Raw genomic sequence first — 21210 nt, 5'->3', positions numbered from 1 at the left:
CATCAAAGATACGTGTAATCATTTATTTTTTTGCTCTTTTCAGACTGAATGGTCAAATTATAATGGAGGTTGAATTGAAATGTCTAAATTTATACCTAAACTTTCTGTGCTAGATCTGGCTCCGATATTGGCTGGGGGATCAGCCCAGGATGCTTACCGACGAACGTTGGATCTCGCTCGTCACGCTGAGAAGCTGGGCTACCATCGGTTCTGGCTCGCTGAGCACCATAACATGCCGGGAATTGCGAGTTCGGCTACTTCGCTCCTTATTGGGCATGTCGCAAACGGTACCGAGAAGATCCGAGTGGGGTCCGGCGGGGTAATGCTGCCCAATCACGCGCCGCTTGTCGTAGCGGAACAGTTCGGAACATTGGAATCTTTGTTCCCGGGACGCATTGATTTGGGCTTAGGTAGAGCCTCTGGCACGGATATGCGGACAACTCAAGCGCTGCGGAGAACATTAGGAGCTAACGGAGCGGAATTTCCGGAGCTGCTGAACGAGTTGCGTACTTATCTGGATGCCACATACCATCCGAATCATTCAGGTGTACGTGCAGTCCCTGGTGAAGGGCTGAACATTCCGATATGGCTGCTGGGTTCAAGCGATGTCAGCGCACAGTTGGCAGGACGCCTCGGCTTGCCGTTCGCATTCGCAAGCCATTTTGCCCCAGATGGATTGCATAAAGCGCTGAATGCGTATCGTAATTCCTTCATTCCATCAAAAACATTGGCAGATCCCTATGTCATGATAGGATTGACCGTCATGGCAGCTGACAACGTAGATGAAGCACGCTACCTTGCTACTTCAGAAGCGCAGCAGGTCTTAAGCCTACTGCACGGTCGACCGGATAAATTCCAGCCACCGGTAGAAAATATGGATGCATTATGGCAACCCCATGAGAAGGCGCTTATTTCCAAACAACTGGACTTTGGTATTATTGGTGATCAGACGACCATTCGAGAGAAGCTGCCTGCTATTTATGAAGCAACAGAAGCGGACGAATTCATTATCACGAGCCACATTTACGATCATCAGGCTCGTATGCGATCATTTGAGATAGTGGCTGAAACAGTGAAGGAAATCTGGTCATAAAAAAGAACGAAAATAATTATTGACCAATCGTTCCGGTAATGATATGATAATTCTAGATCAAATGGTCAACAATGAAAGGAGGTCGTAATCGAAGATGATTCGAGAAGCAAGTTTGACGCAGGAAGGTATTCGGGAAAGAGCGCAAGACACATTTCGCAACTATCTGAAGCATATAGCTGGCGGCAATATAAAGGCTTGGGTAGAGTTGTGGCAGGAAGATGGCATTTTCGAATTTCCTTACGGTCCAGAAAGATCTCAGGAAAAGAAGATCGGCAAATCTGAGTTGTATGACTACATGAAGGATTTCCCGAAGCGATTTGACGTGAATTTTACTGAGCTGGTTTTTCATCCGATGACTGATCCGGAGCTTGTGATTGCGGAGTTCAAGGCAGTTGGATGGCATAGGGAGACAGGCAGTCCACATAACCAGACGTACATTAGCGTCGTGGAGACCAAAGACGGCTTCATTAAGCACTATCGGGATTTTTGGTTCAACTTTAGTTCACCGCTCCTAAAGCCTGCGATTCGCCTTAGAGAAGTTTAAGAAAATGAATAGGTAACCAATCGTTTTAAATGATTTTATCTAGAGTCGGATGTGCTGAAGCTTCAGAGTAGTAGAGACTATTTTTTTAAAGATTTTGGACTGAACGATCTATTTTTAAAACCAATTAACTGGAGGAATATACCATGACAAACCAAATGATGACGCAAGAAGTAGAAATCGTACGTGAAAGAGCACAGCAAGCCTTCCGCAACCACCTGAAGCACCTGTCCGGCGGAGACATTAAGGCATGGGTTGATCTGTGGGAAGAGAACGGCGTGCTGGAGTTCCCGTATGGACCTGCCGGATTCCCGGATCGCAAGGAAGGCAAAGCGGAGCTGTACGACTACATGCAGAACTTCCCGAAACATTTTGAGGTCGAATTTACGGATCTTCAGTTCCATTTGACGATTGATCCCGAGCTGGTCGTCGCAGAATTTAAGTCGTCCGGCAAGCACCGGGAAACAGGCAACCCGTACAACCAGACCTATATCAGCGTCGTAGAGACCAAAAATGGGCTGATTACGCGCTACCGGGATTTCTGGAATCCACTTGTGGCCATTGAGTCGGTCGGCAGCGTGAATGATGCCGTACGTTTTTCGGAGTAAGGGAAGATCAATTATTTTTTTGAACAAATCAGATCGATTAGTCTAAATAAAACCAATTAACTGGAGGAATATAACCATGACAAACCAAATGATGACGCAAGAAGTAGAAATCGTACGTGAAAGAGCACAGCAAGCCTTCCGCAACCACCTGAAGCACCTGTCCGGCGGAGACATTAAGGCATGGGTTGATCTGTGGGAAGAGAACGGCGTGCTGGAGTTCCCGTATGGACCTGCCGGATTCCCGGATCGCAAGGAAGGCAAAGTGGAGCTGTACGATTACATGCAGAACTTCCCGAAACATTTTGAGGTCGAATTTACGGATCTTCAGTTTCATCTGACGCTTGATCCGGAGTTGGTTGTGGCCGAGTTCAACTCAATTGGGAAGCACCGGGAAACGGGCAACCCGTACAACCAGACCTATATCAGCGTAGTGGAGACCAAAAATGGGCTGATTACACGCTACCGGGATTTCTGGAATCCACTCGTGGCCATTGAGTCGGTCGGCAGCGTGAATGATGCCGTACGTTTTTCGGAGTAACCTAAGGCAGGGCGGCAGGAGATCTTTCCTGGAAACCACCATTTGCCTCATCTTGACTGAACGATCTAATATCGTTAGCATAGAGGAGGAGAAAGGAGGCTTTCCATTTGGCTAGAAGCAAAGAATTTGATACGAATCTCGTGCTGCATAAGGCAATGGAGGTGTTTGGACATTATGGTTATGAAGGCACCTCCATGCACCTTCTGCTTGATGGGCTAGGTATTGCACGTCAAAGCTTGTACGATACGTATGGTACGAAGCGGGATCTGTTTTTGAAGGCAACGAAACATTACGTGGACGAGAAGTCCTCTGCAGTTGTCGCATATTTGGCAGAGACGACACCAGTGAAGCAAGCGATCACGGATATATTCAACGTCATTGGAGACACATTAAGAGATGAGCAGCGCCGCAAGGAGTGCTTTATTCTCTATAGTGCGATTGACCAAGTGCCGCATGATCCAGAGATTGCTGAACTTTTCGAACAGGACAAAATTCGATTGGAAGAGGCTTTGTACGACGCGTTGATACGCGGCCAGCAGCAGGGAGAGTTCAGTACGAATCAGGATATGCGTGCCATGGCGCGGTACTTGTACCATTCACGATATGGGCTAACGCAAGTCGCAAAATTAACTGACGATCCGCTCGTCATTGAGCAGATCACAACCATTACACTTTCGGTATTGGAACAAGGATGAAGCGTCATACGGTGCTTCATTCCTTTTTCCTCAAAATAGATCAAATGGTCAAAAATTATTATAGGTTGCAGACCGTTGTCTGCAAGTGAAAGGAATTAAGAAGATGAATTCAACGCGATTTAAAGGTTTAGCCTTATTCATTCTAGCCATTTCACAGTTGGTTTTGGCACTGGATTACACGATTATATTTGTAGCCATGCCGTCCTTAGGTAATGAGCTTGGCTTCTCCGCCAATCACCTCCAGTGGGTGGTTAGTGCATATTCACTCGCATTCGGTGGTTTTTTACTCATCGGAGGAAGACTGTCGGACCTGATGGGCAGAAGACGCATGTTTATGGTTGCTATCGGACTTTTCGGAGTAGGATCGCTGCTTGGCGGGCTGGCAGAGTCCCAACTGATGTTGATCGTAGCCAGAGCCCTGCAAGGTTTGGGTGGAGCATTACTTTCGCCGGCAACGTTATCGCTAATCATGTCTAATTTCGAGGAAGGACCTGAACGAAACCGTGCCATGGGAATCTGGGCCGCGATGGGCGGAGTGGGGATGTCGCTCGGTTTACTGCTAGGAGGGGTTCTGACAAGTTATATCGGATGGGAAGCGACCTTCCTGGTAAATGTGCCGATCGCACTTCTCGTCGTCATTCTTGCACCTTTTGTTTTGAAAGAAAGCAAGGTGTCCACTACCACTAAACACTATGATGCAGCGGGAACGATATCCGTTACTGCAGGTCTGCTACTTGTTGTCTATTATTTAATCCAAGCACCCGTTGAAGGCTGGGTAAGTGCTTCCACATTTCCAGTTGCCTTGATTGGGGTGCTGATGTTACTAGCTTTTGTCTTGATCGAGAAACGTACAAAAGAACCGCTGATCTCCTTCCGGATGTTTAGAAATCGTAATCTGACGGGAGCTGCACTTATCGCATTTCTCTTCTCGGCTTCATTTGGTTCATTATATTATTTCATGACTTTGTATACCCAAGGTGTGCTTGAATTTTCAGCCGTTCAATCCGGATTTAGCTTCTTGCCTTTGACGCTTAGTGCATTTGTTGGGGCTAAGCTGATTAATGGGATGTTAAGCAAGGTGGATGTAGCCGGTACCATTGCAACGGGGATGGGACTAGGTATGATCGGATTCCTAATGCTGACGGGGCTATCGGAAACCGGCTCGGCATGGGGAATCATCCCAGGTACAGTCGTTATTGGTATTGGTCAGGCTTTGGTGTTTACGACGATGTTTATCGCAGGCAGTGCAGGAATTGAGCCGAAAGAGCAGGGCGTTGCTTCGGCATTAATCTCAACGGGTCAGCAAATTGGTGGAGCGATCGGACTTGCGGTGATTATGGCTATTATTTCAGCGAGTCTAGGAACAGGTGCGACATTGGAACACATGCTTCCAACTGATTTAAATCATGCCATCCACACGGCGTTCTTTATCGCCGCTGCCACAACTTTACTAGGCATCGTAGTTGCCTTCCTAGCTTTGAAACAAGCTAAACCGTCGGCCGACAACCAAGTGAAAGTAGCTCACTGATGAACAACACCTCAAGCTATATGGATTTGGAAAAAGTAAAAGACAGAGAATCGTTTCTCGGGGTCTTTTGCTTTTTTATTTGTAAGTAAGTACTGACATGATTTACCATTCATTAACTCCATGATATGGTAATAGATGTTTTTCCTACAAAAAGGATGTAAGGGAGTGCAGGCACATGGCTGAAGAACCGTTTATCTTTCTAGCGGGTATAATATGTTTTTTCGCTCCAATCTACTTCAGAAGATCAATGATGTCTATTCAAATGATTGCAGGAGTTATTCTATTCTTCTGTATCCTAATTTTTCACGAGGATACCCAAGTTAAACTGATTTATCTACTAGCCTTTGTTTGGGTATTTGGTTCAATTAGTGCATTAAGTGTATCCGCAGAGAAGATAACAAAGTAGTTATTCAATTAGACTGCTGGTTCATCACCAACAGTCTTTTTTTGTTGTCACCTATTCTTACTTAATGATCTGAGAAACTCAATAATTCCAGACCGATTCTTCTGAACAGCTTTATAAATGAAAAAATATGGATTGTTAAGTCAACTTTATTGACACGTGATTTTACTATTGTGCTACAATTGCTAAAAATAGTAACACGAATATGAACTGGAACGAATCTGGTTGGGAGAATTGCTGCACCTTCTAGAGGAGAGCAAGGGGTCAATTTCAAAAGGGGGAAAAGGGAAACATGCACGGGATTTCATGGAAAAAACGTTCAAGTCAGGCAGGGCTTAGTCTTTTACTATTGTGTGCAGTTGGACTCGCAGGATGCACGCAAGGTGCTTCACCGGTTCAAGAGAGCCAGGCACTTGCTGCTTCTCACTCAAGGGATGAGCTGGTGCTTGCGGTAGGGACAGAGCCGGAAGGCGGGTTTGATCCGACAACAGGCTGGGGGCAGTACGGTTCGCCGCTTTTCCAGAGTACTCTGCTGAAAAGAGATGCCAAGCTGCATCTGGTCAATGACCTGGCAACAGACTATTCCGTAAGTGAAGATGGCCTCTCTTGGACCGTTTCGCTGCGGGATGACGTGAAGTTCTCGGATGGTGAACCGCTGACGGCGGAAGATGTTAAGTTCACATTTGAAACAGCGGCCAGCAGCGGATCGGTTATCGATTTGACGAATATGGCCGAAGTGCAGGCTCCTGATTCAACAACGGTCGTGTTTACATTGAAGTCTCCGCAATCCACGTTTATCAGTATCCTGACTACACTTGGAATTGTGCCTGAACATGCCTATGGCTCCGATTATGCTGAGCATCCTGTCGGCTCCGGTCCGTACAAGCTGGTGCAGTGGGATAAGGGTCAACAGGCCATTGTGGAAGCAAACGAGCAATACTACGGTCAAAAGTCTGCATTCCGCAAACTGACATTTCTCTATCTGGACGAGGATGCAGCCTTTGCGGCAGCCCAAGCGGGTTCAGTCGACATTGCAGCCATTCCCGCCGCATTCAGCAAGCAGCAGGTAAGCGGCATGACGCTGGAATCGGTCAAAACCGTGGATAACCGGGGAATTATGTTTCCGATGCAGCCTGCGGGCGGTACTTCCGCTGACGGTTTCCCTGCAGGGAACGATGTGACGTCCGACCTTGCCATCCGCCAAGCGGTGAACGTAGCCATTGACCGCAATGCATTGGTTGAAGGCGTGCTGGAGGGTCATGGTCGTCCTGCCTATTCGGTCAGTGATGACCTTCCATGGGGCAATCCGGACGCTGTATTCGCAGATGCGGATGTTCAAGAAGCCAAGCGGATACTGACGGCTGGCGGCTGGACAGATACAGACGGTGATGGCGTGGTGGAGAAAAACGGCATGGATGCCGAGTTCAACCTGCTCTATTTTGCAGGAGATCTGACCAGACAATCCATTGCCCTTGCTGCTGCGGATATGGCGGCCCAGGCTGGCATCAAAATCAATGTGGAAGGCAAGAGCCGTGAAGAGACGAAAAAGCAGGCTTACGCCAATGCCGTGTTATTCGGATGGGGAAGTCATGACCCGCTGGAAACCTACAATCTGTACAGCAGCACGCACAAGGGGGAGGGATACTACAATGTGGGGCTGTATTCCAACCCGGCGGTGGATAGCTGGATGCAGCAGGCTCTCCAAGCTACGAGTGAAGAGGAAGCCCTTCCGTTCTGGCAGAAGGCAGAGTGGGACGGGACGACGGGATTCAGTTATCAGGGCGACGCCCCTTGGGCATGGCTGGTCAATATTGATCACCTGTATCTGGTGAAGGATGGCCTGAACATTGGTGAACAACAGATTCACCCACATGGACATGGCTGGCCGGTGACATCCAATCTGGAGGAATGGTCCTGGGATGATAACTCGAAGTAGGCAATATAGTGCGAGTTCTGACCGACATTGAGGAGAGATGGTATGACAGGCATTCTTGAATGGGGAAGGTTTGTTGGGGTGAAGCTGCTGCGACTCCTATCGCTGCTGGCAGGAGTCAGCGTGGTGGCTTTTATATTGATGCAGTTCTCGCCTGTGGACCCGATTGAGGCCTACATCGGGGGAGACATGATCAGAGTGAGTGCCGAGCAGCGAAGTCTTATTGAAGAACGGTGGGGGTTGAATGACCCGCCTGCCCAGCGTCTATTCACCTGGGGACAGGCGTTGCTCCAGGGTGATCTGGGAACGTCGATGATCTACAGACAGCCGGTTGCGGATATCATTCAGGAACGATTCCTGAATTCTGTTGCGCTTATGGCGGTGGCATGGATTTTATCCGGTCTGATTGGTTTCAGCTTGGGTGTAGTCGCAGCGATGAAACGGGAATCCGTGCTGGATCGCTTGATCTGTTGGTATTGCTATACGCTGGCTTCCACTCCGGTATTTTGGATGGCCTTGCTGCTGCTTATGGTGTTCGGCGTGTGGCTGGGTTGGCTTCCGGTTGGCCTGGGAGTTCCCGCAGGGATGGCAGCCGATCAGGTCACATGGACAGATCGTGCCGTGCATATGGTTCTTCCTGCATTAACCCTGAGTCTGACCGGTGTGGCAGCCATTGCTCTGCATACCCGCCAGAAGCTGCTGGATGTGCTGGACTCGGACTATATACTCTTCGCCAGAGCAAGGGGTGAACGGGGCATGCAGCTGTTTCGCAGGCATGGATTCAGACATGTTGTGCTGCCCGCATTAACGCTGCAGTTTGCCTCGTTCAGTGAGTTGTTTGGAGGAGCTGTTCTTGCAGAACAGGTATTTTCTTATCCGGGCCTGGGGCAGGCCACCGTTCAGGCTGGACTGCGAGGGGATGTGCCGCTGCTGCTCGGACTTGTACTGTGCAGCACGATCTTTGTTTTTACCGGCAATCTGCTGGCAGACATACTCTATCGGTTTATCGATCCGCGGATGAAGGAGGAACTGTTAACATGAAGCAGGAAATGGAGCAGTCCTCCAGACCCATTCGTGCTGTGCCGCTGCTGCGGTCAGGTGGATCTGATGAAGCGGAGAAGCGGAATCACGGTAAACGGTGGAGGCGTCAAGCTGGATTGTCTCCAGGGGTGTCTGGCTTCGAGAAGCAGCCGCGCTATGCCAACCCGCGCAAACGAGCCTTGATCTGGGGGAGTTTGGCACTCGGCTGGATTGTTATCGTATGGTTGGCAGGTTTCGTGCTCCCTGCAGAATCCACGCTAACTTCGTTGAAAGACCGGAATTTGGCCCCGTTATGGGCACATCCCTTCGGCACGGACTGGTTGGGACGGGACATGTTCATGCGCACGCTGAAGGGATTGACGACCAGCATTCAGGTTGGTTTGCTTGCCGCGTGCGGAGGAGGGGTCGTGGCGCTGCTGCTGGGGTTGATCGCTGCTTCAGGGAAGCTTGCCGACAGGGTGGTTTCATGGCTAATCGATCTGTTCCTGAGTGTGCCTCATCTGGTGTCTCTCGTGATGCTGGCCTTTGTCTTCGGTGGGGGTCTGCCTGGTGTGGCGGCTGCCATCGCACTGACTCACTGGCCGAATCTGGCCCGGATTGTTCGTGCGGAGATGATTCAGCTGAAATCTGCAGACTATATTCATATTTCCCGCAGGCTGGGTCAATCCCGGTTCCGGATTGCCGTACAGCATATGCTTCCTCACTTGGTTCCACAGTTGTTCGTGGGTACATTGCTGATCTTCCCTCATGCCATTCTGCATGAGGCCGCAATTACGTTTCTGGGGCTCGGGCTGTCGCCGCAGCAGCCGGCCATTGGGATTATTTTGTCAGAGTCGATGAGATATCTGTCCGCAGGCATGTGGTGGCTTGCCTTTTTCCCGGGGCTGGCACTGTTATTGGTCGTTCGTGCCTTTGATGTGCTCGGGAACAGTTTGAAAGTCTTGACAGGGACAGGTAGTTCAAGGGAGGGAGGATAACCATGGCTCTTCTTGAAGTAAAAGGGGTCTCCGTTTCATTCAGACGAGCTCGTGGCTGGTTTGCACATGAGGAGAGCGAGGTCATTCAGGATCTGGATCTGACCGTGAACGAAGGCGAGATTGTAGCTGTCGTAGGTGCAAGCGGATCGGGCAAAAGCGTGCTGGCACAAGCGATCATGGGCATTCTTCCTGCCAGTGCCAGGCTTGAGGGACAGATCTGTTATGCTGGGGAGCCGCTGACGAGAGAGCGACAGCTTCGTCTGCGCGGAGATGAACTGGTGTACATCCCCCAATCTGTTACTCACCTGGACCCGCTGCTCAAGGTAGGTAAGCAGGTTCAGCCAGTTCACCGGAAGCCGGGTGAGCGCCGGGTATCCTCCAGGTTGCAGATGCATAAGGCAGAGAGGGAACTTACGGATCGCTATCAATTGCCCAAGGGAACCAGCAAGAAGTATCCATATGAGCTCTCCGGAGGCATGGCTCGGCGGGTACTCATGGCAACGGCGACTTCCGGTGAGCCTAAGCTGATTATTGCCGATGAGCCAACACCGGGAATCCATCCCGAAGTGCTGGCAGACACGATGAAGCAATTTCGGGAAATGGCTGACCGGGGGTCAGGCATCCTGTGGATCACCCACGACATTGCCTCGGCGCTGACCGCAGCAGATCGTATCGCTGTATTCTATGCGGGTTCCTGTGTGGAGATCGCGCAGGTCATTGATTTTACGGGCACAGGAGATGGATTGAGACATCCTTATACACGTGCACTGTGGAATGCTTTGCCGCAAAATGGTTTCCAGCCCATCCCGGGCTCTCAGCCACTGGCGAATCAGCGGAAGGGACGTGGTTGCTCGTTTGCACCCCGCTGTACTGCTGCGACCCCTGCGTGTACAGATCAACATCCTGAATTGCAGAAGCTGCGAAACGGAGAAGTGAGGTGTATTCATGCCACTTGAAGCACGGAATGTCGGCTATGGATACGACAAAAACCATTGGATATTTCGGGAGTTGAACCTGAAGGTGGAGCAGGGAGAAGTTGTGGGATTGTGGGGACCCAGTGGATCTGGCAAAACAAGCCTGGGACGCATCCTGGCAGGGTATGCAGAACCTATGGCAGGAGAAGTGCTGATGGACGGGCAGCCGCTTCCCCGAGCTGGAGTCTGTCCGGTTCAACTTGTATTTCAGCACCCGGAAAAAGCAGTCAACCCACGCTGGCGGATGCGACGTGTGTTACATGAAGCCGAGATGGTGGAGCATCCCATTCTGAATGCTCTCGGCATTCAGCCTGAGTGGCTGGATCGCAGACCGGATGAATTGTCTGGTGGAGAGCTGCAGCGCTTCTGCGTAGCCCGCGCACTGGGCAAGGAAACGCGTTACCTGATTGCGGATGAGATGACAACGATGCTGGATGCCATCACGCAAGCCCAGATCTGGCATACCGTAATGACAACGGCGCAACAGCGTAATTTGGGGCTGTTTGTGATCAGTCATGACCTTGACCTGCTGAACAGACTCTGTGACCGAATCATTCCCATGCCTGTATCCGAGCTGTAATGATAAGAAAAGCCATCTTCCTTCGACTTTATCGAGGAAGATGGCTTATTTTATAGGCATTAGTTTGGTTTGTTCAATTGATTCACCATCTGGGATAATCTGCGCATGGCTTCTTCAACCGTGGACCGCGGGCAGGCGACATTCATCCGCATGTATCCCGTGCCTTCCGATCCAAAGACGGTACCGTCGTTAAAGGCGAGACCTGCTTCGTTCAGGAGCAGCCGTACAAGTTCTTCCTGGGGAACACCCAGCTTGCTGAAGTCCATCCAGAGCAGATAAGTCGCTTCCGGCAAGTCAATGCCTACATCAGGCATGTGCTTCGCCGCATACTCCTGAACGTATTCCATGTTTCCCCGAATATAGGCAAGGCAGTCGTCCAGCCATTGTTCAGCTCCGTTGTAAGCAGCCTCGGCTGCAATGGCGCCCAGTGTGCTGATGCTGGCGAGGCCCATCGTTCTGACGCCCTGGGCAAAGGATGCACGCAAGGAGGCGTTCGGAATGATGATATTGGAGGTGCATAGGCCGGGAATATTGAATGTTTTGCTTGGTGCCGTGCAGATGATGCTCAGGTCAGCGATGGCCTCCGAGATCTGGGACAGTGGAGTATGCGTGCCGCGTTGGTGCACAAGATCGGCATGGATTTCATCCGACACCACAAGTACATTATATTGCACGCACAGGGCAGCAAGGCCTTCAAGCTCCTCGCGAGACCATACACGTCCAACAGGATTATGAGGGCTGCAGAGGATCAGCATCTTCACCCGGCCTGTCTGCAGGCAAGATTCCAGATGATCCAGATCCATGGTATAGCGTCCGTCTTCGAGACGGAGGGGATTGGTCATCAATTCTCTGCCCTGGCCACGTACCACTTCATAGAAGGGGGCGTAGACCGGAGTTTGAATCACAACAGCATCACCCGGTACCGTAAAACGTTGAACGGCAATGCTTAAAGCAGGGACAATCCCTGGTGTAAATACAACCCAATCATCGTTGATTTTCCAGTTGTGGCGTCGTTCCATCCATCCTCTTAGTGCTTCGTGATATGCATCCGTACGCACGGTATAACCGAATATGCCATGTTCCATTCGTGCCTGCAATGCCTCAATAACAGATGGTGGTGCGGCAAAGTCCATATCAGCGACCCACATAGGCAGCGCATCGGCCACACCAAAGATTTCCTCAAGTGCATCCCATTTTTCCGAACCGGTAGAGAGACGATTAATCGGCTCATCAAATGTGTTTTTTTTCATCATTAGGTTCCCCCTTCTAATCCGTTCATTCGACCACAATCGACAGATAATTATCTAATAAATTCGTTATTTTCGCAACTTTTTGACCTGCTTCTAAACTCCCTACGGTATGGTCCAAATTTCTCGGGTTTATTCACCTGAGCATTTATTCAATGCTGACCTATGTAGTCTTTTGATCTCTTTCAACTCTAACGGTTGTACAGAAGCTGCTGTTCGGCTAAAAGGTTTGGTTCACACAAATAAAAAAACCATCGCAGCGCCATCTTCCCGATGACTATCTTCCTGCGATGGTTGTATCTCTACTCGGCTTGTCCCAAGGAAAAATAATTATAAGTGCTCGTTGAACCATCCGGCAATGTGCTCCAGACGTCTCACTCTCAGATGCGGGTGACCGCCTCTGGAAAGTTCATGATTAGCTCCAGGGAAACGAACGAGGCGGGTCGTTTGTCTGCGGCGCTTCAGGGCGATATACAATTGCTCTGCTTGTTCAATCGGACAACGAAGGTCCTGTTCACCATGCAGGATCAGCAGGGGCGTGTTTACGTTCCCGACGTAAGCCAGAGGGGAGTGTTTCCATAATTGTTCCGTATCCTCCCACGCATTGCCGCCAATCTGATCTTCGGTGAAAAAATATCCGATGTCGCTGACACCATAAAAAGAGAGCCAGTTGGAGATGGACCGCTGTGTGACGGCTGCCTTGAACCGGTCTGTATGTCCAACAATCCAGTTGGTCATGAAGCCTCCATAGCTGCCTCCGGTGACGCCCAAGCGGGTTTCATCAATAAACTCATAGGTGGATAAGGCATAATCAACGGTCTCCATAAGGTCGCGGTAATCGCCACCGCCGTAGTCACCACGACAGGCATTCACAAATTGTTGTCCATAACCCAAACCACCACGCGGGTTGGTATATACAACGGCGTAGCCCTGCGCAGCAAGCATCTGGAATTCATGCATAAAGGTAAAGCCATACATCATGTGAGGACCGCCATGAATCTCAAGAATGGTTGGGATTTTGACACCATCTACCATGCCGATTGGTTTCATGATCCATCCCTGCAGCTGAAGCCCATCCGAGGTATCAAACCAGAACATTTCCGGTACACTGAGCCGGATCTCTCCTTCCAGCTGGGGATTGCTGCGAGTCAGCTGAATGGACTCGGCTCCGTGATCATCCGGATGGGGATACCAAAAGAGGTCTCCTGGGCTTTGCGTGTCGGCAGCGGCCGCTACAATGTCACCATTCTCCAGTTCTGCAAACTGATAAAACTCTTTCTCCGCAGGCAGTATATACTCCGCTTGACTGCCATCCAGTGCAACACGTGCGATTCGGACGCTGCCATGAACGGTTGCCAGACAGAGAATGGAAGAGCCGTCACGAGTGAATATTGGCCCCGTTGTTGTCAGGTGGGCACGCATATCTCCAACGATACTATGATTCATCTGTACGTCCCAGTCACGGGTCAGGCACAGCGGTTGACCGCCCGAGATCGGGAGTGTATAGAGCTTCACCAGAGTGGCATTTCCGTAAGAGCGATCACTGGCAAGCAGGGCGAGAGATTGTCCATCCGGTGCATAAGCCAATCGGCTGAAGGTGAACCCTTCCGGAGTCAGTTGCTGTATGTCAGACCCATCTGGTTTTGCGCGGTACACATGATTGGTCAGTGCATAATCGTTATGCTCCTCGCCTGCTTCCGGCAGTTGGGCAATCCAGGCAATGCACGCTCCGTCAGGTGACCATGCATAATCACCGACGTCGAAATGACCCGAGGTAACTGGAGTGGCTTCACCGCCGTCAACCGAGATGCGGAAGAGGTGAGAGCGTCTGCCATTCCACAATCCTCCGCCGTCCGATTTCATGCGAATTCGGTCAACAACAATTTCTTGTGGCAGTTTGTTGTCTGAATTGGATTCGTCTTCTGCTTCACTGTGCATATCCACAGGGGACTTCACAAGTAACGCCTGGCCATCCGGAGACCAGATGAGGGAACTTGCTCCGTGCTTCAACTGGCTGACTTGTCGTGCTTCTCCGCCATCTGCGGCAATGATCCAGACTTGTGTTTTTCCCTCATGCTCCCGTAAAAAGGCAAGCTGTGACCCGTCCGGCGACCAGGAGGGCGAGTGATCCTTGTCACCGGAGGTAAATCCTCTGTCCTTCTGACTCTTCAGATGCAGGAGTCTCAGGTGAGAAGAGTAACCGTCCCGGTTGTCATTCGTCTTCCGACTTACATATACCAGCTGTTCGCCTCCAGGAGACGGGGTTGGATCATTCACCCATGTAATCTGATAAAGATCTTCCGATGTGATGCCACGCAGACTGTTCATTGATTATCCTCCCACCTTGTTTTCCAAATGTAATTTCCTAACCTTTCCATTTATATTAAAGGAAAGCAGGGGGGAGGACAACATGCTTCTGCACGAATGGAGATTGCTGCTCTGCTGATATCGTACCCAGGAGGAATTGCAGAACGTATGGCGAATCCTAATGGTTGAATTGTCATGAACGCGATGGATCAGGGCCGGATTGTCCTGTTTGAAGTTGGTTTGTTTTGGTTAATAACCTATGTGTTTTTTGTCTGTTAACGTTTCTAATCTGATATAGAAGATATAAGCATCGCCTATTTCGGTCAAATTAAAGGAGGAGCACGAGATTGTCGACATCCTATGAACAACAGCATGTGGAATATCCGAGCCGTAAACGGATGGGATGGCTTGCGGCCGGAGCTGCACTTTTTGTGGCAGCCGGATTTTTTTTGATGTTCAGTGATTCTTCCGATACAGGGGATACTGTAATTTCAGCGGTTGTAGGCCTGGTTTCCGTCCTGTTTTTTGGACTCTGTCTTGGATACAGCTTGGTGAAGATCATCAAGAAGGAGCCTTCCTTTGTCGTCAATGAGCAAGGATTCGTGGACTCCTCCTCGTATACGTCGGGAGGCTTCATCCCTTGGAAAGATGTAGAGAACATTTTCATGTATGAGTTGATGGGGCAGTCCATGATCGGAGTTAAACTCAAGGATGAGCAAGCCTTCCTGGATCGTCAGACCGGAGTGAAGCGTAAGCTGATGACCGTGAATACACAGATGGTGGATGCTACGGTGAGCATAGCCCAGAGCAGTCTGTCGTTGCCGCTGGAACAGCTGTATATCATGATGGTGGGACGATGGAAGCGTGCGAGTGAAGTATACAAGCCGGGCCAGCAAGACAAGCTATGATTTCGAAATATTCATAGGAATAGGAGGAATGCAAAATGGAAACTCATGGAGAGAAGAAGCGTACTGTTCTGCTTCCTGACGGTACATCCCTGCCTGCCATAGGACAAGGTACATGGTACATGGGAGAAGACCGTTCAGCCCGTGCACAGGAGGTAAGAGCATTGCGTAACGGGATTGAACTTGGCATGACAGTGATTGATACGGCAGAGATGTATGCTGAGGGCGGGGCGGAAGAAGTCACCGGAGAAGCGATAGCGGGCTGCCGGGATGATGTTTTTCTGGTCTCCAAGGTTTATCCGCATCATGCAGATCGCAAACAGATGGTTACAGCCTGTGAGAACAGTCTCCGGCGTCTGGGTACAGACCGGTTGGATCTATACTTGCTGCATTGGCGGGGAAGCGTCCCGCTGGAAGAGACGGTTCAAGCATTGGAAGAGCTGAAACAAGACGGGAAAATCTTGCGCTGGGGCGTGTCCAATCTGGACACGGAGGACATGCAGGAGCTATGGGATATTCCGGCTGGCCAGCATTGTGCCGTGAATCAGGTATTGTATCATGCGGCATCGCGCGGCATTGAAAGGGATCTCCTGCCCTGGCTCCGGGAAAGGCACGTTCCCGTAATGGCGTACTGCCCGCTCGCTCAGGGAGGTAGGCTGCGCACCGAGCTGCTGGAGCATCCGGTCATGCGCAGCATTGCTGCTGAACGTGGAGTGACCACATCACAGATTGCATTGTCCTGGGTTATCCGGGATGGGGATGTGCTTGCGATTCCCAAAGCAGTACAGCTGTCCCATGTGGCAGAGAATGCCGCAGCCATGGATATTGTTTTAACAAACGAAGAAGTGGGACGGTTAAATGAAGCCTTCCCGGCACCAGCAGGTAAAGTTCCTCTGGACATTGTATAAATGGGCGTAGTGGTGTGCCAGGCTAATTCACTGATTAGCTTGGTTGAGAGAGAGAGCAGATCGTATATGATCTGCTCTTTTTTTATTTTGGCCCATAGTCATTGGACATCCTTATGGGATTTCTGCATAAGGTTAGAAATAAATAGGCTTTACAACAACATAGCACTAGTGTACTATTTAACTAACACACTGGTACAGAGAGGAGCGAGTGCTTTGTGGCTATGGAATTCGATAACAACTTACCTATATACCTGCAGATTATGCAGTACATCAAGAAGCAGATTGTGACAGGCACACTGAAGGCAGGCGATAAGATTCCTTCGGTCCGGGAATTGGCGGCTGAGCTGCAGATTAATCCCAACACGGTACAGCGCACATTTCAGGAATTGGAACGGGAAGAAGTGGTCGAAACGAGACGGGGGCTGGGCAGATATGTTACAAGTGAGGAGTCGAAAATAATGACGATCAAAAAAGAAATGGCGGGAGAACTGCTGGAGCGTTTTTTGACAGGCATGCAGGAACTCGGGATTGAAGAGCAGGATATTGTTACCATTGTTGCGGACGCGGTCGCTGGAGGTCAGTCATCACAGCACAATCATGAACAGGGGAAGGGAGGGGCAGGGCATGAGTAACGTCCTTGAATTGAATCACATTAGTAAAATGTACGGCGGCAAGCGGGCACTAAGCGATGTCACGCTTACGGTTGCGCCAGGCAGGATTGTCGGGCTGCTTGGCAGCAATGGCAGCGGCAAGAGTACCCTGATGAAGCTTGCTGCCGGATTGCTGCATCCTTCAAGTGGGACCATTCAGATCACGGGTAAACCGGTAGGGCTTGAGACCAAGTCGCTCGTTTCCTTCATGCCGGATCGCCCCTTGACCGAAAAATGGATGAAGGTTCGTGATGCCATTGCATACTACCGGGACTTCTATGCTGATTTTGATGAGGAAAAGGCCAGGGAAATGCTTGATTTCATGAAGCTCACCGAGGGTGACAAGGTTAGGCATTTATCCAAAGGCATGAATGAAAGACTTCAACTAACAATGGCTCTTTCCCGCAAGGCTCGTCTCTATTTGCTGGATGAACCGATCGGCGGTGTTGACCCCGTTGCCCGCGGCAAAATTCTGGATGCCATCGTAAAATTCTATGACGAAGACAGCAGTCTAATGATCTCGACACATCTGGTGACCGATATTGAACGGATTTTTGATGAAGTCATTTTCATTCGTGAGGGCGAGAAAGTGATGCAGGAAGAGGTTGAGACGCTTCGTCTGAAGTACGGTAAGAGCGTGGATGAGATGTTCAAGGAGGTCTATGCGGAATGATGACATTGTTGAAATATGATTTTAGAAGAAACTGGAATACCTTGTTGGCAGGGCTGGTTGTTTTGATCATCGTTCAGATCGGGCTGGCATTGTTCATGTCTGAGGTGACAGGGCTAATTATTGGTATTATTGCTTATGCGGGGGCAGGTGTAGCCATCTATGTGAGAATGATTAAGACGTACTGGTCCAACATCCGTGCGTACAATCGTCGTCTCGTACCTGTAACAGGACTGTCTCACCTATTGTCTCCCCTAATATTTGGTACACTGTGTGGACTGGGGCTAACTGCAGTTTCCATCATTCATTACTTCCTCTATGTTGCCACGAATGCAAGAATGCACTTTCTCAGCTACATCCATATTTCGAGAATCCCTCTTTCGGATTGGCTTACTCTGCTGTTGTTTATTTGGTGGGTCGCCATCTTTATGACCATCATCATTTTCCTATCCATATCGATTGGAGGCAGCTTCAGGTGGAAAACAGGCCCGTGGATTAGTATCGTCTCATTCTTCGTGCTGACCAATCTAATCAGTTGGTTGGAGAATGTCATTCTTGCTGGTCGTTTCAACCCGAACGAGTTGTTCCAGTTTACTGAGGAGAGTACAGGGATCACACTTACAGCGAATGGAGTTTTGTGGTCAGATGGAAGGTGGGGGAGTATCATATTTGAGATTATTGTGGCTGTAATTATGGTTGGAGCTGCTGTATATCTGAATAATAAAAAGGTAGAAGTTTAGCAGCATACTTCGGGGCGATATGAATCACACGGGCGATCATAATCGTCCGTTTTTTTATAGCTGGAATACTAAGAATTCAACAAGTTATGAAGCCATTTCCAATTCGCATACGTAAATACATATATAGTATGGACTTTACCGGCCAGGTTTAATTTCAGCTAAAGGGGAGGATGTTATGGAACTATACTTCAGAGATAACTTTTTCAACGCAGGATACACCGAAATCATGAACGGAAATCAGGAGCAGGCAGGACATTTGGATCTGAAAAGCCTATTCGGATCATCACTAGATGTGTTTGGTCCAGCAGGGCTGATCTGCAGTGGTCGATTCGGGATGTTAAGCAATCGCTGGGATGTCACTTCAGTGGATGGAAGACACCTTGGGGTCCTCCGAGCCAGAATGAGCTTTTTTAGTAAGCGATACGAATACGATGCTGGACCGCGAGGAATCTATGAAGTATCTGCCCCGGCATTTTCCCAGGAATATGATGTTACCGGAATGGGCGGCAGAACGGTGGCTAGCTTCAGACGCACGAGTGGCTGGTTCAGTTCAGGAGCTTTTGTATTGAGTAACGAGTCCGAGCAGCTGGATACCTATGAGTTGATTGCTGTCGTTATGGGTGTGCATGCCATCAACAAAAGACGGAACTCCGCTGCCACATAGCGCGCTTATGAACAACCCGAACCACGTGGTTCGGGTTGTTGTTTGTTATGTGGACACTTTGGTCTCGGAAGGCAGACCCGGCTCCCTTTGAGGTTCCGGATCTGTGTAGCGTGCAAGCACCTTGGCTGCTGTCTCGGACATGCGATTGCGCAGCAAAACGTTGTCTACAATCCGCACCCGTTTGCCAAGAAAACGCATTTTGGACAACACATAATCCATCTCACTCCGGGGGATTGTCAGCTCAATCCGGTAGGTATGCTGAGCTTCCACATACTTTACCTGTTTCTCGAAGCAGGAGAAGGCATATAGAATGCGTGACAATTCCTGATTGAACTTCGGCAGTACTTCAATCGTGATGGTTGTCTTACGTTTCTCGGTCAAATAGCGGATTTGCTCCGTATAACGCGAGACGTTTTCCGGTTCAAGCTGCTCCGACTCCGCAGTGATAATACTGCGCAGCTTGGTTGACATCAATTTCCCGAAACGAGGGGCGTACCAGAGCACATACCACTCTTTTTTGACCATGGAATATTCGAGCTTGTAAGGAAATCCAAATTGATCCTGAATGATCCTCCCATTGCGGACATACCCCGTTAGTCGAAAAGCTTGTTGGTTCATTATGATTTTGCGCAGTGGATTGAGCAGGGGGTGGGAGACGCTGTGTTCTTCGCTTTTGGCTTTTTCGGTCAAGTACTCCTGCAGGTTCATGTCCGGCTCCGCATCCAGCATATCTTGCAGTTTATGGTACGTGGAAGGAGTTAATGCTTCCTGGGCGGCAGTGTGATTCAGCATCATCCGGAGCCAGGCCCGTTCCTGGGAAGTCCAGGTGAACAGTCCAGTCTCATTCAATCTCGTCATGATCTGATAGTTGAACATCTTCTCGAACAGATTCATAATATTGCGCAATCTCCTTCCATTCCTTAATCATCTCCTGGCGAAGCCTGTGAGGTGCAATGACCTCGCAGCTGGAGCCAAAGCTCCGAAGCCATGGTTTAATCTCCGTCGTACCGTTAACCCGGATCTCATACAGAAAGGTATGCTCGGTTTCGGGCGTAATCGTGCCCCACTGGCCCTGCAGACGTACCCGATCCAGAATGAAGTTGCGCTGACCACTCTCGGGATGGAAAAAACGGGCTTGAACCGTAATCGTCTTCGCCGTATCCACCAGCCAGCTGAACCGGCTGACTTCTGCCCATTGCTGTTTGAGATCGTGCATATATTCTGCGCTTACCACATCCAGTTCCTCCATCTGGGTGATACCCTCCATTCGAAACTTCACGAACCCTCGGCGTCCCTGATATCCAATGACATACCACCGGCCATACTGGTGATCGTAAACGACTTCGAGCGGAAGGATCTGATTGGAGTGTCCGCCGGCTTCGCGTTCGAATCGCGGATTCGTATTCTGCGAGCTGTAGCTGGATGGTTTTTTGGGTGAAAAATAGACAAACTGGACTCGCTTGCACTGGCGAATGGCACTAAGCAGGGTGTACAGATGTGCCTCATCCAGAATGCGGGAATAATAATGGTACTTGTATATAAAAGGTTCGGTTACTTCCTGCTCGGGATAGCTTGCGGCTATTGCCTTCTTCAGGCTGTCTCTTAGCAGATACCCTTGTACCGAGGGAACTTGGGTATTGGCCATGATGTCCACAAAATCATATAACTCCAGCTGTTCCTGAGCCGTTAGTTTGGTGAGGACGTCCTGCTGCAGCATATAGCGATAAGGCCTGCCGCCCGGTTCCTTCCGGATTACACCGACTTCTTCCAGATACTTCAGATCGGTGCGGATCGTTTTTTCGTCAGGCAATGCGAGTTCCTCTGGCAGATCGGCACAGCAGGCGTCCAGCAGTTCCATCGCGGTCAGCGCGCGGCCTTGCAGCGTATGTAAAATGACAGAAAGCCGCTGAACCTCTGTTTCTTTCATCGATTTGGCCCGAAAAAGGAACAGAAGCAGGGGTTCCGCAGATTCCCCATATTGGAAACGGACGAGGTCCGTCATTTCTTTGCTCGGCTCTGAACCGTGGCGCTGGTCCGCCACAGATTGCATAATTTCTTTTAACCTGCGCGTCGTTTTATCAAAGGTATGTACGGAGATGCCGAGTCGTTCGGCATACTGTTTGCGATTGTATGCACCGCTTGTCAGAGACAGCATGCGAAGAAACTGAATTTCTTTGTCAAAGCTTTCTTTGGCCATGAATCATCACT

Annotated in this window: 22 protein-coding genes; 18 read left to right on the top strand and 4 right to left on the bottom strand. The window is 49.9% G+C overall.

The features are described 5' to 3' along the window. Window positions 1-79 precede the first annotated feature (79 nt). The 12 genes from ABIC22_RS04420 to ABIC22_RS04365 all read left to right on the top strand — a co-directional run bounded on the left by ABIC22_RS04420 (window position 80) and on the right by ABIC22_RS04365 (window position 10911). Complete coding sequence (locus ABIC22_RS04420; protein ID WP_354478638.1) at window positions 80-1093, top strand: LLM class flavin-dependent oxidoreductase; 1014 nt, start codon at window positions 80-82, stop codon at window positions 1091-1093. Window positions 1094-1187: 94 nt separating this feature from the next. After that, a complete protein-coding gene (locus ABIC22_RS04415; protein ID WP_354478635.1) occupies window positions 1188-1637 on the top strand; it encodes a nuclear transport factor 2 family protein in 450 nt (149 codons plus the stop codon). Between the two features lie 143 nt (window positions 1638-1780). Further along, window positions 1781-2242 (top strand): nuclear transport factor 2 family protein, encoded by a 462-nt coding sequence (locus ABIC22_RS04410; protein WP_127538003.1) that lies wholly within the window; start codon window positions 1781-1783, stop codon window positions 2240-2242. A 76-nt stretch (window positions 2243-2318) separates the two neighbouring features. Continuing rightward, on the top strand, window positions 2319-2780 hold the full coding sequence (locus ABIC22_RS04405) for a nuclear transport factor 2 family protein (protein ID WP_354478632.1): 462 nt from the start codon (window positions 2319-2321) through the stop codon (window positions 2778-2780). A gap of 107 nt (window positions 2781-2887) precedes the next feature. After that, window positions 2888-3475, top strand: a complete 588-nt coding sequence (locus ABIC22_RS04400) for a TetR/AcrR family transcriptional regulator (protein WP_354478630.1) — start codon at window positions 2888-2890, stop codon at window positions 3473-3475. Window positions 3476-3578: 103 nt separating this feature from the next. Further along, window positions 3579-5003, top strand: coding sequence for an MFS transporter (locus ABIC22_RS04395; RefSeq protein WP_354478627.1), 1425 nt, complete (start codon window positions 3579-3581; stop codon window positions 5001-5003). Between the two features lie 175 nt (window positions 5004-5178). After that, complete coding sequence (locus ABIC22_RS04390) at window positions 5179-5409, top strand: hypothetical protein (RefSeq protein ID WP_127538006.1); 231 nt, start codon at window positions 5179-5181, stop codon at window positions 5407-5409. Between the two features lie 289 nt (window positions 5410-5698). Further along, a complete protein-coding gene (locus ABIC22_RS04385; RefSeq protein ID WP_354478624.1) occupies window positions 5699-7342 on the top strand; it encodes an ABC transporter substrate-binding protein in 1644 nt (547 codons plus the stop codon). 42 nt (window positions 7343-7384) lie between these two features. Further along, entirely contained in the window at window positions 7385-8380 is a 996-nt protein-coding gene (locus tag ABIC22_RS04380) for an ABC transporter permease (RefSeq protein ID WP_354478622.1), read from the top strand. Beyond that, window positions 8377-9357, top strand: a complete 981-nt coding sequence (locus ABIC22_RS04375; protein WP_354478619.1) for an ABC transporter permease — start codon at window positions 8377-8379, stop codon at window positions 9355-9357. Before ABIC22_RS04380 ends, ABIC22_RS04375 begins: the two co-directional genes overlap by 4 nt. Before the next feature lie 2 nt (window positions 9358-9359). After that, window positions 9360-10313, top strand: a complete 954-nt coding sequence (locus ABIC22_RS04370; protein ID WP_354478617.1) for an ABC transporter ATP-binding protein — start codon at window positions 9360-9362, stop codon at window positions 10311-10313. Continuing rightward, window positions 10303-10911, top strand: a complete 609-nt coding sequence (locus ABIC22_RS04365) for an ABC transporter ATP-binding protein (protein ID WP_354478614.1) — start codon at window positions 10303-10305, stop codon at window positions 10909-10911. Before ABIC22_RS04370 ends, ABIC22_RS04365 begins: the two co-directional genes overlap by 11 nt. A gap of 59 nt (window positions 10912-10970) precedes the next feature. Here the strand turns inward: ABIC22_RS04365 and ABIC22_RS04360 are convergent, their stop codons facing one another. Together ABIC22_RS04360 and ABIC22_RS04355 are read right to left on the bottom strand one after the other, a co-directional pair. Then, window positions 10971-12164, bottom strand: a complete 1194-nt coding sequence (locus ABIC22_RS04360) for a MalY/PatB family protein (protein ID WP_354478611.1) — start codon at window positions 12162-12164, stop codon at window positions 10971-10973. Between the two features lie 324 nt (window positions 12165-12488). After that, window positions 12489-14486, bottom strand: coding sequence for a prolyl oligopeptidase family serine peptidase (locus ABIC22_RS04355; protein ID WP_354478608.1), 1998 nt, complete (start codon window positions 14484-14486; stop codon window positions 12489-12491). A 326-nt stretch (window positions 14487-14812) separates the two neighbouring features. Here ABIC22_RS04355 and ABIC22_RS04350 point away from each other — a divergent pair, with 326 nt between their 5' ends. The 6 genes from ABIC22_RS04350 (at window position 14813) to ABIC22_RS04325 (ending at window position 19002) form a co-directional block, all read left to right on the top strand. Beyond that, complete coding sequence (locus tag ABIC22_RS04350) at window positions 14813-15373, top strand: STM3941 family protein (RefSeq protein WP_127538013.1); 561 nt, start codon at window positions 14813-14815, stop codon at window positions 15371-15373. A gap of 35 nt (window positions 15374-15408) precedes the next feature. Beyond that, window positions 15409-16278 (top strand): aldo/keto reductase, encoded by an 870-nt coding sequence (locus ABIC22_RS04345; protein WP_354478604.1) that lies wholly within the window; start codon window positions 15409-15411, stop codon window positions 16276-16278. 215 nt (window positions 16279-16493) lie between these two features. Further along, the gene (locus ABIC22_RS04340; protein WP_127538015.1) at window positions 16494-16910 is read left to right on the top strand and encodes a GntR family transcriptional regulator; all 417 of its coding nucleotides are present in this window, start codon (window positions 16494-16496) and stop codon (window positions 16908-16910) included. Beyond that, on the top strand, window positions 16903-17601 hold the full coding sequence (locus ABIC22_RS04335; protein ID WP_354478601.1) for an ABC transporter ATP-binding protein: 699 nt from the start codon (window positions 16903-16905) through the stop codon (window positions 17599-17601). The genes ABIC22_RS04340 and ABIC22_RS04335 overlap by 8 nt, the downstream gene beginning before the upstream one ends. Beyond that, a complete protein-coding gene (locus ABIC22_RS04330; protein WP_354478598.1) occupies window positions 17598-18338 on the top strand; it encodes a hypothetical protein in 741 nt (246 codons plus the stop codon). Before ABIC22_RS04335 ends, ABIC22_RS04330 begins: the two co-directional genes overlap by 4 nt. Before the next feature lie 175 nt (window positions 18339-18513). Beyond that, window positions 18514-19002, top strand: coding sequence for an LURP-one-related/scramblase family protein (locus ABIC22_RS04325; protein ID WP_354478595.1), 489 nt, complete (start codon window positions 18514-18516; stop codon window positions 19000-19002). 45 nt (window positions 19003-19047) lie between these two features. Here ABIC22_RS04325 and ABIC22_RS04320 read toward each other — a convergent pair whose 3' ends face one another. Together ABIC22_RS04320 and ABIC22_RS04315 are read right to left on the bottom strand one after the other, a co-directional pair. Then, window positions 19048-19896: a WYL domain-containing protein gene (locus ABIC22_RS04320; RefSeq protein WP_354478592.1), complete on the bottom strand. Its 849-nt coding sequence runs from the start codon at window positions 19894-19896 to the stop codon at window positions 19048-19050. Next, window positions 19844-21199 carry a helix-turn-helix transcriptional regulator gene (locus tag ABIC22_RS04315; protein WP_354478589.1) on the bottom strand — a complete coding sequence of 452 codons (1356 nt, stop codon included), beginning with the start codon at window positions 21197-21199 and terminating at the stop codon, window positions 19844-19846. Before ABIC22_RS04315 ends, ABIC22_RS04320 begins: the two co-directional genes overlap by 53 nt. Between the last annotated feature and the right edge of the window lie 11 nt (window positions 21200-21210).

It is taken from the genome of Paenibacillus sp. PvP094, from assembly GCF_040546835.1.
GTDB lineage: Bacteria > Bacillota > Bacilli > Paenibacillales > Paenibacillaceae > Paenibacillus > Paenibacillus illinoisensis.
The sequence above is the reverse complement of the archived record's forward strand: the minus strand, read 5'-3'. Positions and strand labels throughout refer to the sequence as shown.

Excerpts from the sequence above, each read along its gene's own strand:
- ABIC22_RS04420 (WP_354478638.1), top strand. The coding sequence starts at position 80 with ATGTCTAAATTTATACCTAAACTTTCTGTGCTAGATCTGGCTCCGATA.
- ABIC22_RS04415 (WP_354478635.1), top strand. The coding sequence starts at position 1,188 with ATGATTCGAGAAGCAAGTTTGACGCAGGAAGGTATTCGGGAAAGAGCG.
- ABIC22_RS04410 (WP_127538003.1), top strand. The coding sequence starts at position 1,781 with ATGACAAACCAAATGATGACGCAAGAAGTAGAAATCGTACGTGAAAGA.
- ABIC22_RS04405 (WP_354478632.1), top strand. The coding sequence starts at position 2,319 with ATGACAAACCAAATGATGACGCAAGAAGTAGAAATCGTACGTGAAAGA.
- ABIC22_RS04395 (WP_354478627.1), top strand. The coding sequence starts at position 3,579 with ATGAATTCAACGCGATTTAAAGGTTTAGCCTTATTCATTCTAGCCATT.
- ABIC22_RS04390 (WP_127538006.1), top strand. The coding sequence starts at position 5,179 with ATGGCTGAAGAACCGTTTATCTTTCTAGCGGGTATAATATGTTTTTTC.
- ABIC22_RS04385 (WP_354478624.1), top strand. The coding sequence starts at position 5,699 with ATGCACGGGATTTCATGGAAAAAACGTTCAAGTCAGGCAGGGCTTAGT.
- ABIC22_RS04380 (WP_354478622.1), top strand. The coding sequence starts at position 7,385 with ATGACAGGCATTCTTGAATGGGGAAGGTTTGTTGGGGTGAAGCTGCTG.
- ABIC22_RS04375 (WP_354478619.1), top strand. The coding sequence starts at position 8,377 with ATGAAGCAGGAAATGGAGCAGTCCTCCAGACCCATTCGTGCTGTGCCG.
- ABIC22_RS04370 (WP_354478617.1), top strand. The coding sequence starts at position 9,360 with ATGGCTCTTCTTGAAGTAAAAGGGGTCTCCGTTTCATTCAGACGAGCT.
- ABIC22_RS04365 (WP_354478614.1), top strand. The coding sequence starts at position 10,303 with ATGCCACTTGAAGCACGGAATGTCGGCTATGGATACGACAAAAACCAT.
- ABIC22_RS04360 (WP_354478611.1), bottom strand. The coding sequence starts at position 12,164 with ATGATGAAAAAAAACACATTTGATGAGCCGATTAATCGTCTCTCTACC.
- ABIC22_RS04355 (WP_354478608.1), bottom strand. The coding sequence starts at position 14,486 with ATGAACAGTCTGCGTGGCATCACATCGGAAGATCTTTATCAGATTACA.
- ABIC22_RS04345 (WP_354478604.1), top strand. The coding sequence starts at position 15,409 with ATGGAAACTCATGGAGAGAAGAAGCGTACTGTTCTGCTTCCTGACGGT.
- ABIC22_RS04335 (WP_354478601.1), top strand. The coding sequence starts at position 16,903 with ATGAGTAACGTCCTTGAATTGAATCACATTAGTAAAATGTACGGCGGC.
- ABIC22_RS04330 (WP_354478598.1), top strand. The coding sequence starts at position 17,598 with ATGATGACATTGTTGAAATATGATTTTAGAAGAAACTGGAATACCTTG.
- ABIC22_RS04325 (WP_354478595.1), top strand. The coding sequence starts at position 18,514 with ATGGAACTATACTTCAGAGATAACTTTTTCAACGCAGGATACACCGAA.
- ABIC22_RS04320 (WP_354478592.1), bottom strand. The coding sequence starts at position 19,896 with ATGAATCTGTTCGAGAAGATGTTCAACTATCAGATCATGACGAGATTG.
- ABIC22_RS04315 (WP_354478589.1), bottom strand. The coding sequence starts at position 21,199 with ATGGCCAAAGAAAGCTTTGACAAAGAAATTCAGTTTCTTCGCATGCTG.